This window comes from Streptomyces sp. NPDC001828, from assembly GCF_042892175.1.
Lineage (GTDB): Bacteria > Actinomycetota > Actinomycetes > Streptomycetales > Streptomycetaceae > Streptomyces.
In genome coordinates, this window is the sequence record NZ_JBIATV010000005.1 from 102,547 (window position 1) to 115,496 (window position 12,950).

A 12,950-nucleotide genomic window follows, 5' to 3' on the forward strand; every position below is an offset into this window, starting at 1 on the left:
CCCTTCCCGAGACCCTCCGGGGGAGAGTTCTCCGACTGCGGACCGTAGGGGCCGTTCGCGCAGTTCCCCGCGCCCCTGGCGGCGCCGGGTGCGGGGGCATCCTCAGCCCGTACGGCTGAAAGGTGCTGGCCAGTGCAGGCATCTTCAGCCCGTCCGGCGTTTGAGGACGAGCGCCCTTAAGGCGCGAACGGGATCTGGGGCGGAGCCCCAGGGGCCGGAACCGACCAACCCCGAGTCACGGGCGGGCGGGCAAACCCCCGGGGTCGGGGCGGAGCCCCAGGGGGTGGGAATGCGCCAGGTGCCCGGCGAGGGGGTTTGGGAGGGGCGGGGTTCGGGGGAGGCCCTGCGCACCGCTTGCACCCACCCCGCCCCGCAGGGTTCAGGCTTTGCCCGCAGAGCCATTCCTGACAGACCGTCAGGTCTGTAATCTGACTGTGCGTCAGTTAACACACGGCACCGGCACACCCCCGGCACGGCACAGTCATGCTGGCCCTTCGACCAGGAGCGGGCGGAACGATGCTTGGATCGACTCACGGCACCCTCACGACCGACTTCCGCGCGCGCGTGGTCGCCTGCGGCGAGCAGCCCGTCCCCGGCGCCGTCCACGGCAGAGCCGCGGGCGAGGGCGACCTGGACGTCAGCGGGCGCCCGCTGTACGCCGACGTACCGGATCTGGACCGGTTCTTCCGGCCCGAATCCGTCGCCGTCATCGGCGCCTCCGACGCCGAGGGCCGCCCCAACACCGGCATCACCCGCCAACTCCTCGACTGGGCCGAGCGCGTGGGCGCGCGCATCCACCCCGTCCACCCCACCCGGGACAGCGTCTTCGGGCTGCCCTGCGTCAGCTCCGTGGCGGACCTGCCGGAACAGGTCGATCTGGCCGTGCTCCTGGTGGGCGATCCGATCCCCGTCATCGAGGAACTCGCCGAGTCCAAGGTGAAGTTCGCCGTCGCCTTCGCCTCCGGGTTCGCCGAGACCGGCGAGCAGGGCGCCGCCGCCCAGGATCGGCTCGCCGCCGCCGTCAAGCGCTCCGGGCTGCGGCTCCTCGGACCCAACACCAACCTCAACGCGTTCGAGCGCTTCCGCGAGGACCTCGACGGGCCCGCCATCGCGCTCATCACCCAGTCCGGGCACCAGGGGCGCCCCGTGTTCACCCTCCAGGAGCTGGGCGTACGGCTCTCGCACTGGGCGCCCACCGGCAACGAGGCCGATCTCGAAACCTCCGACTTCATCTCCTACTTCGCCGAGCGGCCCGAGGTGGGCGCCATCGCCTGTTACGTGGAGGGGCTCAAGGACGGCCGCGCCTTCCTGCTCGCCGCCGACCGCGCGGCCCGCGCCGGCGTGCCGGTGGTGGCCGTCAAGGTCGGCCGCACCGAGGCCGGCGCCCGCATGGCCGCCTCACACACCGGCAAGCTGACCGGCGCCGACGACGTCGTGGACGCCGCCATGCGCCAGTACGGCGTCATCCGCGTCGACGGCCTCGACCAACTCCAGGACACCGCAGCTCTGTTGGCCCGCGCCCGCAGGCCGCAGGCGGACGGCGTCGTGGTGTATTCGATCTCCGGCGGCACCGGGGCGCACTTCTCGGACCTCGCCACCGCCGCCGGGCTGCGCCTGCCGCCCCTGTCCGCCGCCAAGCAGGCCGAGCTCCACGAGTGGATACCGCCGTACCTCAACGTCGCCAACCCCGTGGACAACGGGGGCCACCCCGTCGGCGACTGGCGCGGGCGGAAGATCATCGACGCGATTCTGGACGACCCGTCCGTGGGCGTACTGATCTGTCCGATCACCGGCCCCTTCCCGCCCATGAGCGACAAGCTGGCGCAGGACCTGGTGGACGCGGCGGAACAGACGGACAAGCTGGTGTGCGTGGTGTGGGGCTCGCCGCTCGGCACCGAGGCCGCCTACCGCGAGACGCTGCTCGGCTCGGACCGCGTCGCCACGTTCCGTACGTTCGCCAACTGCATCGGCGCCGTGAAGGCCTACCTCTCCCACCACCGGTTCACCACCGGCTACCGCTCGCCCTTCGACGAGGCGCCCCGCGTGCCCTCCCCGTCCTTCCGCAAGGCGCAGGCCCTGATGCGCCCGGGCCAGCAGCTCAGCGAACACGCGGCGAAGCAGCTCCTTCGCGCGTACGGGATCCGGGTGCCGCGCGAGCAGCTCGTGACCAGCGCGGCGGCCGCCGTGCGGGCGGCGGGGCTCGTCGGCTACCCCGTCGTCATGAAGGCCTCCGGCGCCCGACTCGCCCACAAGACCGAACTGGGCCTGGTCAAGGTCGGGTTGACCTCGGCCAGCCAGATCCGGGACGCGTACCGCGAGCTCACCGACATCGCCCGGTACGAGGGTGTCGACCTCGACGGGATCCTGGTCTGCCAGATGGTCGAGCGCGGGGTCGAGATGGTGGTCGGCGTCGGACACGACTCCCTGTTCGGCCCCACCGTGACCGTCGGGCTCGGAGGCGTCCTGGTCGAGGTGCTCGGCGACTCGGCCGTCCGCGTGCCCCCCTTCGGCGAGGACCAGGCGCGGGACATGCTCGGCGAGCTCCGGGGGCGGGCGCTCCTCGACGGCGTACGCGGCGGGCCCCCGCTGGACGTGGACGCCCTCGTCGAGGTCGTCCTGCGCGTCCAGCGCATGGCCCTCGAACTGGGCGACGAGATCGCCGAGTTGGACATCAACCCGATCATGGTGCTGCCGCGCGGCCAGGGCGCCGTCGCGCTCGACGCCCTCGCCATCTGCCGCTGAGCCCGGCCGCCATCCCGGCCACCACCCGCCCGTCGTGCCCACCCCCACGCCCATTCCCGCACACCCCCCGCCCCGCCCTGGAGCCCCCATGGACCCCCTGGATTCCTTGGTACTGCACGCCACTGACAACGGCGTCTCATGGATCACGCTCAACCGCCCCGACGCCATGAACGCGGTCACCTGGGACCAGCGGGAGCGGATCATCGCGCTGCTCGGCGAGGCCTCCGCCGACCCCGCCGTACGGGCCGTCGTGATCACCGCCACCGGCAAGGGGTTCTGCGCGGGCGCCGACCTGCGCGGCGCCCCCGCGACAGGGGCCGCCCCCGGGGGCGAGCGGGTCGCGGGCGACATCGCCCGGACCATCCGGCAGGGCGCCCAGCGGCTCGTCACCGCCGTACTCGACTGCGAGAAGCCGGTGATCGCGGCGGTGAACGGAACCGCCGCCGGCCTGGGCGCCCACCTGGCGCTCGCCTGCGATCTGGTCCTGGCCGCGGAGTCGGCCCGGTTCATCGAGGTGTTCGTCCGCCGGGGCCTGGTGCCCGACGGCGGCGGCGCCTATCTGCTGCCGCGCCTGGTGGGGCCGCAGCGCGCCAAGGAGCTGATGTTCTTCGGGGACGCGCTCGCGGCGGCCGACGCCGAGCGCATGGGCCTGGTCAACCGGGTGGTCGCGGACGCCGAACTCGCCGCCACCGCCAAGGAGTGGGCCGAGCGTCTCGCGGCCGGTCCGACCCGTGCGCTCGCCCTCACCAAGCACCTGGTCAACGCCTCCCTCGACGCCGACCGGGGCTCCGCCCTCGCCGCCGAGGCCTGGGCCCAGGAGATCAACATGACGACCCGCGACGCCAACGAGGGGGTGGCGAGTTTCGTCGAGCGCCGCACCCCGAAATACCGTGGTCTGTAGGCTGGTTGGGGCCGGACCCCGGGGGCGGCCCTCCGCTTCCCGCACCGCTCCGGCGCTTCCTATCTGACGTACCGTCAGGTTCAATGGAAGGGTGATGGGACACGCAGGGATGGCGGCCACCGTCGTCCGATACCTCAGGTCCGTCGGCGCCGCCACGGCTGCCGAGCCCGTCGAATTCCTGCCCCGGCCGGACCTTCGGGCCGTACGGGACGACGAGCGGGCTCCGGTCGACCCGGGCGAGTTCCGGCGGGTGCTCGGGGGGTTCGCGAGCGGCGTCACCGTCATCACCGCCGAGGACGCGGCGGGGCCCACCGGGTTCGCCTGCCAGTCCTTCGCCTCGCTCTCGCTCGACCCGCCCCTGGTCGCCTTCATGGTGGCCCGCACGTCGACGACCTGGCCGCGCATCGCCCGTGCCGGGGTGTTCTGCGTGAACGTCCTCGGCGCCGAACAGGGGCCGCTGTGCCGGGGGTTCGCGGTCAGCGGCGCCGACAAGTTCGCCGGGGTCGGCTACGACGCGGCGCCCGCCACCGGCTCGCCCCGGCTCGACGGCGTACCGGCGTGGATCGACTGCCGCATCCACACCGTGCACACCGGCGGGGACCACCTCATCGTGGTCGGCCGCGTCGAGGCCCTGGGGGCCACCGACGACGCCGATCCGCTCCTCTTCCACCGGGGCAGGTTCGGGCGCTTCGGCGAATAACCCCTCTTCGGACCCCCGCGCCCCGGCTCACCAGGACCCGTCGACGACCAGACCTCCGCTGCGGGTCTCGACGCGCAGGGCGCCCCTGTCGTCGTACGTCGTGCGCCGCCAGTCGGCGAAGACCTCGGCCACCCTGCGGCCCTCCCAGTCGCTGCCGCCCGGCGGCGGAACGAAGTTGACCGTCACCACGGCCCGCTCGACCCCGCCCTGCTTGCGGACGCGTACCGCCACCACCGACGGCCACATCCCGTCGTCGGCCTTGGTGAGGTGCTGGGAGTAGTAGTCGACGAAGTCCCGCGTCATGTCGAACCAGCCGTCGGGGAGGCAGGGCATCGCGGTGCCGTCGGTGGGCGGGCCCGGCGTACCGGGATCGGCGTCCGTGGGCGGGCCCGGGGTACCCGGATCGGCATCCGTGGGCGGCCCCAGCGTACCCGGATCGGCATCCGTGGGCGGCCCCGGCGTACCGGGGTCGTCCTCCGTCGCCGGGCCCGCGCCGCTTCCCTCCGCCGAGTCGGTACGGGCCATCTCGTTCCCGGTGGCCGGCCCCTCCCCCGTACTCGTACCGTCGCCGCACGCACGCCCCGCCGTCGCGGACGTCCGCGCCGCGGCCGGGGCCACGGACGCGGGGTCGCCCGGCCGGGACGTTCCGCAGGCGGTCACGGCGGCGCACACCAGGGCCGCGACCAGCACGGCACGCGGCACGGCACCTCGTACGTCAGTCGGCCTGATGGCCTCCACGGCACTCCCCCTCGCCCCTGGAACCCTCGGCCCCGGGCGCAACCTCGCCCCCCGTACGGGCCGTTCCCCGTAGAGGAAGAGGGGATCACACCGCGAGCGGTTCCCCCGCCGGGTCCCGGCGCCGGATGACCAGGGCCATCAGCGCGGCCGCCGCGCACAGCCCGCCCGAGGCGTACCAGACGACGTCGTAGCTGCCGAAGACGTCGCGGGCCACCCCGCCGAGGAAGGCGACCACCGCCGCGCCGACCTGGTGCGAGGCGAGCACCCAGCCGAACACGATCGCGCTGTCCTCGCCGTAGTGCTGGCGGCACAGAGCGATGGTCGGCGGCACGGTGGCCACCCAGTCGAGGCCGTAGAAGACGATGAAGAAGATCATCGGCGGGTGGACCGCGGGTGCGAGCAGCATCGGCAGGAAGAGCAGCGAGACGCCGCGCAGCGCGTAGTACGTCGCCAGCAGCCGACGCGACTCGAAGCGGTCGGTGAGCCAGCCGGAGAAGACCGTGCCGACGACGTCGAAGACGCCGACGACCGCGAGCAGCCCGGCGGCCGCCGTGACCGGCATGCCGTGGTCGTGCGCGGCCGGCACGAAGTGCGTCTGGACCAGGCCGTTGGTGGAGGCGCCGCAGATCGCGAAGGTGCCCGCGAGCAGCCAGAACGGCCCGGTGCGGGCGGCCTGCACGAGGACGGTGAGGGTGCGGCGGGCCGCGCCGGTGACCGGGGGCGGCTTGGGGGCGTACGCGGTCGAGCCGTACGGCGCGAGGCCCAGGTCCGCCGGGTGGTCGCGGAGCAGCAGCCAGACGAACGGGACCACGGCGAGCGCCGCCAGGGCCACGGTGATGGCGGCGGGCCGCCAGCCGTGGGCCTCGACCATCCAGGAGAGCAGCGGCAGGAAGATCAGCTGGCCGGAGGCGGAGGCCGCGGTCAGGACGCCGGTGACCAGTCCCCGGCGCTCGGTGAACCAGCGGTTGGTGACGGTGGCGGCGAACGCGAGCGCCATCGAGCCACTGCCGAGCCCCACCAACAGGCCCCAGTAGAGCATGAGTTGCCAGGCCGAGTGCATGAAGACGGTGAGCCCGGAACCCACCGCGATCACGGTCAGGGCGACCGCGACGACCTTGCGGATGCCGAAGCGGTCCATCAGGGCGGCGGCGAAGGGCGCGGTCAGCCCGTAGAGCGCGAGGTTCACCGAGACCGCCGCCCCGATCGTGCCGCGCGACCAGTGGAACTCGTTGTGCAGCGGGTCGATCAGGAGTCCGGGCAGTGAGCGGAAGGCCGCCGCGCCGATGATCGTGACGAAGGCGACGGCCGCCACGTACCAGGCGCGGTGGATCCGGGACTCGGCCCCGCGCCGCCGAGCGGGCCCGGCCTCGGGCCTGTTGGTTGTCTGGGTCACGTCATCAAGACTGGCCGGGCGGCTCCCTTCGTACGAGTGGCCCGGTGGTCACCGTTCGCAGGGATCGGGCCACGGGCGGGGTATCAGATCCGGCGCAGCCGGCTGATCGCCGGGACCACGAGGAGCACGGCCACCGCGACGACGTTGAGCCCGGCCCCCACGAGCAGCACCCTCTCCGCGCCGAACGCCTCGGCGACCGGTCCGGCGAGCGCGCGTCCGGCCGCGAGCATCAGCAGGGATCCGGCCACGTCGTAGGCGTGCAGGCGGTTCAAGGCCTCCGGCGGGACGTGGGTCTGGACGGTGGTGGACCACATGACGAGCCAGAAGGCGAAGGCCGCGCCGGTCGCGAACTGGCCGGTTCCCAGGGCGAGTACGGGCAGGTCGAGCCCCAGCGAGAGCAGCGCCACCGAGACGCCGAGCAGGGCGAGCGCGCCCGCCGCGAGCGGCCGGGCGGGGCGCAGCCGCAGGGCGAGGAGTCCGCCCATGACGCTGCCCGCGCCGTTCACCGCCATGAGCGCGCCGTACGTTCCGGCGCCGTGGCCCTCGGTCACCAGGACGGCGGTGAGCGGGGTGGCCGGGCCGAGCACGGTGAGCCCGTACACCGTCCAGATGGTGATGACGCCCCAGAGCCAGTCGCGTGCCCTGAACTCCCGCCACCCACCGGCCAGTTCGGCGAAGAAGCCACCTCGCCGGGTCTCGCCGTCGGCGCTGCCGCGCAGCTTGAGCAGGAAGAGGCAGACGCCACTGACGCCGAAGGTCGAGGCGTTCACGGCGAAGACCGCGCCCGCGCCCCAGAATCCGGCGACGGCCCCGGCGACGGCCGGGCCCGCCATGCCCATGAGGGCCTCGGAGACGCCCAGTACGGCGTTGGCGCGCTGGACGTCGGCGCTGATGCGCGGCACGGTCGAGGCGACCCCGGGCTGGAAGAGGGCCGCGCCGACGCCGGACACCGCGCTCAGGGCGTACACCTCCCACAGCGGCGGCCCGCCGTCGAGCACCAGGAACGACACGGCGAGCACGCTCGCGCCGACCAGCCGCAGGGCGTCCGCGATCACCATCATGCGGCGGGGCGTGAAGCGGTCGGCGAGCACGCCCCCGAACAGGACGAACGCGGCGAGCGGCCCCATCCAGGCGCCGAGCGCGTAACCGACGGAGGAGGCGGGCCGGCCGGCCCCGAGGAGACCGGCGGTGAGCGCGACCGGGACCATGCCGTCGCCGAACAGGGCGACGGTCCGGGCGGTGAAGAAGAGCCGGAAGTCGTGGTTCCAGAGGGAGGCCCGGGCAGGACGCGGCTCAGCCGGGGCCGGGTCGCGCACAGGACCCGGCTGGGCCGGGATGTGGCCGATGGGGGCCCGGCCGTGCCCGCCCGGGGGCACGGCGGCCCGCCCCGGGGGCGTCGGGCTCATGGCCTCGGGAATGTCCTGGCCGATCGCAGACTTGTCCGTCACAAGACGGCACTTCTACCAGCTCGACCGACTGGTGGTCTATACCACCAGCCCCATGGCGCGGAGGACGGGATGAACCCGGATCACGGACGCGACGGCACCCGGCCCCACCGGGTCGTCGTGCTCGCCCTCGACGGCCTGCTCCCCTTCGAACTCGGTATCCCCCAACGGATCTTCGGCCGCGCGGCCGACCCCGTGCGCGGGCCGCTGTACGAGGTGGTGACGTGCTCGGTGCGCCCGCCGGGCCCCGTACGCACCGACGCCGACTTCGCGATCCTGGTCGAGAACGGGCCCGAGGCGCTGGCCACCGCCGACACGGTCGTCGTCCCGGCCTCGTACGAGCTCGGGCCGGTCTTCGAGGAGGGCGTGCTCACCCCCGAGCTCGCCGACGCCCTCGCCCTCGTACGCCCCGGGACGCGCATGGTGTCCATCTGCACGGGCGGCTACGTACTGGCGGCGGCCGGCTACCTGGACGGCCGCCCGGCCGCCACGCACTGGGCCTCGGCCGCGCACTTCCAGCGGATCTTCCCGGCCGTCGCGGTGGACCCGGAGGTCCTGTTCATCGACGACGGGGACGTGCTGACCTCGGCCGGGGTGGCCGCCGGGATCGACCTCTGCCTGCACATCGTGCGCCGCGACCACGGCTCGGCCGTCGCCAACGACGTGGCCCGGCGGACCGTCGTGCCGCCGCACCGGGCCGGCGGACAGTCGCAGTTCATCCAACGCCCCGTGCCGGAGCCCAAGTTGGCGACCACGACGAGCGCGCGGGCCTGGGCGCTCGGCCGGCTGCACGAGCCGATCCAGCTGCGCGACCTGGCCGAGCAGGAGGCGATGTCGGTGCGCACCTTCACCCGGCGCTTCCGCGAGGAGGTGGGCCTGAGCCCCGGCCAGTGGCTGACCCAGCAGCGCGTGGAACACGCCCGCCAGCTGCTCGAATCCAGCGACCTCTCGGTGGACGCGATAGCCCGGGCTGCGGGCTTCGGCACGGCGACATCGCTGCGCCAGCACCTCCAGGCGGCCCTCGGCGTCCCGCCGACCGCCTACCGCCGCGCGTTCCGGGCGGGGACGCCAGGCTGAGACCCCGGCAGCCGCGCCCCCGGCAACCGACGACGTCCGCGCGACGCCGCACACCCCGCCTGCCACCCGCCGCACGCTGCCTGCGACCCGCCGTTCAGCAACCTCCGGTATTCGTACAAAAGTTCGGCACGGGACGGACGATTCTGGAAGGATCTTCGGCAGACAGTTTCCGGACGGGTCCGCCATGGGGCCGAAGAGCAGCAGGGAAGACGCCTTGAGACCTCTACGCCCCGCACGCCACCCCGTCGCACGCCCCGCACGCCCCTCGGCGGGACGACCCGCCGTCGCGCTGTCCGCCGTCGCCCTCGTGCTCGGCGCGGGCCTGTTCGCCACACCTCAGGCCGCCGCCGCGGCCGACGGTCGACCGGCCGTGACGGCACCTCGCACCGGGCCCGTCCCGCAGGGCACCTCGGCCGGCTCCCCCAGGCCGGTCTTCGGTGACGTCGACGGGGACGGCGAGCCCGATGTCCTGCTGCCGGACAGCGCGGGCAACCTCCGCCAGGCCGGTCCGGGCGCGGACCCGGCGACGCCGCGGAGCGCGGGGGCCGCGTCGGCGCCGGGCGGCGAGGGCTGGGGCGAGGTGCAGTACACACACCGGGGCAGCCTCGGCTACTCCAACGTCGACGACCTGATCGCCCACGCGACCGGCGGCCGGGCGCTCCATCTCCTGCGCAACGACGGCGACGGCGGTGTCTTCGACGGGCAGGCCCCCAGCCTCGTGGACAAGCCGTCCGCCTGCGTCCGGGCCGACTGGACCGAACTCGCCTGCGGGGACGTCGAGTTCGGCGCGGACTGGTCCGCCGTCACCCAAGTCGTCGCCTTCGGCTCCCCGGTCGGTGACAGCGGACAGACCATGGGTACCGGCTACTACGCCCTGCCCAGAACCTCGCTGGTGTTCGTCGAGAACGGGCGGCTCTGGCTCGCTCTCGCCGGGCCCACGGCCCAGGTCGACAACCCCGCGATCCTGCTGTCCGACAGTACCCAGTGGGGCGACTACGACCTGATCGCTCCCGGCCGGGCGAAGGGCACCGACTTCCCCACCCTGTGGGCCCGGTCCCGACACGACGGCAGCCTCCACGCGTTCGACATCAGGGGCACCGCGGAGGCCCCCGACTTCAGCGCCTTCGCCGACCCCTCCCAAGGGCTGATCTCCGGCACCGTCGACCCGGCGGCGTACGTGCGCGTGGGCTCCGACGGGGACCTCACGGGTGACGGCATCCCCGATCTGTGGGCAGTCGACGCACAGCGGCGACTCGTCGTGTGGAAGGGCGCCGGCACGGCACCCGACCCGGCATCCGGCGTCCCGTACCCGACGGTCACCGGCGTGACCCCCAGCGCCTGACACCATCCGGCCGGCCGCCTCGCACAGGCGGCCGGCCGAGCCCCGGCACCCCGCACCCGCCGCCTAGAAGGTCAGCACCCCCCGGGCCACCCGCCCGTGGTGCAGATCGTCCGCCGCCTTGGCGAAGTCCTCCACGGCGTACGTCCGGGTGACCAGCTCGTCGAGGAGCAGGGCGCCCGCGCGGTACAGCTCGGCGTAGCGGGGGATGTCGCGCTGCGGGCGTGAACTCCCGTACCGGCAGCCCAGGATGGACTTGTCGAGGAAGAGCGCGGCGGGCAGGAAGGACGCCTCCACGGTGGGGGCGGTCATGCCGAGCAGGATCGCCTGGCCGTGCCGGTCCAGGAGGTCGACGGCCGCGCGCACCAGGCCGGGGTGGCCCACGCACTCGAAGGCGTGGTCGGCGCCGGACGGCAGGATCTCGCGGACGCCCTCCGCCGAGGGCAGGAAGTGGGTCGCGCCGAACTGGCGGGCCAGCGGCTCCTTCGCCGGGTTGTTGTCGACGGCGACGATCACCGGGGCGCCGGCGATGCGCGCACCCTGGATGACGTTGAGGCCGATGCCACCGGTGCCGATGACCACGACCGTGTCACCGATGTCCACCTTCGCCCGGTTGAGCACCGCGCCCACGCCCGTCAGGACCCCGCAGCCGATCAGCGCCGCCGAGGTCAGCGGCACGTCCTCGGGGATCTTCACCGCTTGGACGGCCTTGACGAGGGTGCGCTCCGCGAACGCCGAGTTCGAGGCGAACTGGTACAGCGGGGACCCGCCCCGCGAGAAGGGGCGGCCCGGCATGCCGATGGCCTTGCGGCACATCGTGGGCCGGCCCCGGTCGCACTCCGCGCACGCCCCGCAGTTGGCGAGCGTGGACAGCGCGACGTGATCGCCCGGCGCCACATGGCCGACGCCCGCGCCCACCGCCTCCACCACGCCCGCGCCCTCGTGCCCGAGCACCACCGGCACCGGGAACGGGATCGTCCCGTCGATGACGGACAGGTCGGAATGGCACAGGCCGGCCGCCGCGACGGCCACGAGCACCTCCCCCGGCCCCGGGTCCCGTATCTCCAGATCGTCCACGACCTGGCTCTGCTTCCCGTCGAACAGGACACCTCTCACGGAATACGGACCTCCCTCGGCAGGCCGAGCACGCGCTCGGCGATGATGGTGCGCTGGATCTCGTCCGAGCCGCCGTAGATCGTGTCGGCCCTGGTGAACAGGAACAGGTGCTGGAGCGGGTCGAGTTCGTACGGTCTCGACCCGGCGTCCCAGTCGTACGGTCCGACGGTGGCGGCCGCGCCGCGTACGGCCATCGCCAGCTCCCCGAGCCGGCGATGCCAGCCGCCCCACAGCAGCTTGGCCACGCTGGGCGCCCCCGGGTCCCCCGAACTCCCCAGCGTGCGCAGGGCGTTCCAGCGCATGACCTTCAGCTCGGCCCACTGCGCGACGAGCCGGGCGCGGAGCGCGGGGTCGAGTGCGCCACCCGCGGACATGGCGAGGGCGAGTACCCGCTCCAACTCGGCTGCGAATCCGACCTGTTGGGCGAGCGTGGACACCCCGCGCTCCAGGGCGAGCAGGCTCATCGCCACCTGCCATCCGTTGCCCTCGCCGCCGACGAGGTGCTCGGCGCGGGCTTCGGCGCCGTCGAAGAACACCTCGTTGAACTCGCTCGTCCCGGTCATCTGCCGGATCGGGCGGACCTCGATCCTGCCGGGCTGGTCCATCGGCACGAGGAGGAACGAGAGCCCGTGATGGCGCCGGGAGCCCTCCTCGGTGCGGGCGAGCACGAAGCACCAGTGGGCCTCGCGGGCCAGCGAGGTCCAGATCTTCTGGCCCGTGACACGGAACGTGTCACCGTCGCGGCGGGCGACGGTACGGATGCCGGCCAGGTCGGAGCCGGCGCCGGGCTCGCTGTAGCCCTGGCACCACAGTTCCTCGCCACGGGCGATCGGCGGCAGGAAGCGCCGCTTCTGGGCGGGGGTGCCGTGGGCGATGAGGGTGGGGGCGAGGAGGTTCTCGCCGATGTGGCCGGTGCGGGGCGGGGCCTTGGCGCGGGCGTACTCCTCGGCCCAGACGACCTGCTGGGTGAGGCCGGCGGTCCGGTTCCCGTACGCCGCCTCCCCCCATCCGATGCCGATCCATCCGCCCCGCCCCAACTCCCGCTCCCAGTCGCCTGGTTGCCCGCCCCTCGGTACGTGCTGGGCGAGCCAGGCGCGGGCGTCCTCGCGGAACGCGTCGTCCTCTGGGCCGAACCGGAACTCCACGGTGTCCCTCCGGGGGTGGGGAGATGCTGGGGGCGGTGCGGTGCGGTGCGGGTGCGGTGCCGGGTGTCCGCCTTCAACTGCGGGCCGGTGGGGGCCGTTCGCGCAGTTCCCCGCGCCCCTGTAGGTGGACCGGAGCCCGTTGGTCGCGCCCACCGCGGCGGAGCCGCGCGAATGTCACAGCCCCGCGCCCCCAACAGCACCGGGTGCGGGAGGCATCCTCAGCCCGTCCGGCGTTTGAGGACGAGCGTCCTTCAGGCGCGAACGGGGGTCTGGGGGCGGAGCCCCCAGGGTCTCTTCAACCCCCGGAGGGTTGCGGGAAGGGGCGGGGTGGGGCGACTCCCGGGGTCTGGGGCG

At 73.8% G+C, this 12,950-nt stretch carries 10 protein-coding genes; 5 read left to right on the forward strand and 5 right to left on the reverse strand.

All coding sequences use genetic code 11. The features are described from left to right. Positions 1-516 precede the first annotated feature (516 nt). The 3 genes from ACFYZA_RS16800 to ACFYZA_RS16810 all read left to right on the forward strand — a co-directional run bounded on the left by ACFYZA_RS16800 (position 517) and on the right by ACFYZA_RS16810 (position 4,343). Complete coding sequence (locus ACFYZA_RS16800) at positions 517-2,742, forward strand: acetate--CoA ligase family protein (protein ID WP_388491135.1); 2,226 nt, start codon at positions 517-519, stop codon at positions 2,740-2,742. Positions 2,743-2,830: 88 nt separating this feature from the next. Further along, positions 2,831-3,643, forward strand: a complete 813-nt coding sequence (locus tag ACFYZA_RS16805; RefSeq protein WP_382581937.1) for an enoyl-CoA hydratase/isomerase family protein — start codon at positions 2,831-2,833, stop codon at positions 3,641-3,643. A gap of 109 nt (positions 3,644-3,752) precedes the next feature. Next, positions 3,753-4,343: a flavin reductase family protein gene (locus ACFYZA_RS16810; RefSeq protein WP_382582670.1), complete on the forward strand. Its 591-nt coding sequence runs from the start codon at positions 3,753-3,755 to the stop codon at positions 4,341-4,343. A 27-nt stretch (positions 4,344-4,370) separates the two neighbouring features. On the opposite strand, the gene ACFYZA_RS16815 is transcribed toward ACFYZA_RS16810, so the two are convergent. The 3 genes from ACFYZA_RS16815 to ACFYZA_RS16825 form a co-directional block, all read right to left on the reverse strand. After that, entirely contained in the window at positions 4,371-5,081 is a 711-nt protein-coding gene (locus ACFYZA_RS16815; protein WP_388491136.1) for a hypothetical protein, read from the reverse strand. Positions 5,082-5,166: 85 nt separating this feature from the next. Further along, positions 5,167-6,474, reverse strand: a complete 1,308-nt coding sequence (locus tag ACFYZA_RS16820) for an MFS transporter (RefSeq protein WP_382581941.1) — start codon at positions 6,472-6,474, stop codon at positions 5,167-5,169. A gap of 83 nt (positions 6,475-6,557) precedes the next feature. Further along, the gene (locus tag ACFYZA_RS16825; protein WP_388491138.1) at positions 6,558-7,922 is read right to left on the reverse strand and encodes an MFS transporter; all 1,365 of its coding nucleotides are present in this window, start codon (positions 7,920-7,922) and stop codon (positions 6,558-6,560) included. A gap of 69 nt (positions 7,923-7,991) precedes the next feature. Here ACFYZA_RS16825 and ACFYZA_RS16830 point away from each other — a divergent pair, with 69 nt between their 5' ends. Further along, positions 7,992-8,996, forward strand: coding sequence for a GlxA family transcriptional regulator (locus ACFYZA_RS16830; protein WP_388491140.1), 1,005 nt, complete (start codon positions 7,992-7,994; stop codon positions 8,994-8,996). Between the two features lie 214 nt (positions 8,997-9,210). Continuing rightward, positions 9,211-10,338 (forward strand): hypothetical protein, encoded by a 1,128-nt coding sequence (locus tag ACFYZA_RS16835; RefSeq protein WP_382581954.1) that lies wholly within the window; start codon positions 9,211-9,213, stop codon positions 10,336-10,338. Between the two features lie 63 nt (positions 10,339-10,401). Here the strand turns inward: ACFYZA_RS16835 and ACFYZA_RS16840 are convergent, their stop codons facing one another. After that, on the reverse strand, positions 10,402-11,451 hold the full coding sequence (locus tag ACFYZA_RS16840; RefSeq protein WP_382581957.1) for a Zn-dependent alcohol dehydrogenase: 1,050 nt from the start codon (positions 11,449-11,451) through the stop codon (positions 10,402-10,404). Further along, positions 11,448-12,596, reverse strand: coding sequence for an acyl-CoA dehydrogenase family protein (locus ACFYZA_RS16845; protein ID WP_388491143.1), 1,149 nt, complete (start codon positions 12,594-12,596; stop codon positions 11,448-11,450). The genes ACFYZA_RS16840 and ACFYZA_RS16845 overlap by 4 nt, the downstream gene beginning before the upstream one ends. Positions 12,597-12,950 lie beyond the last annotated feature (354 nt).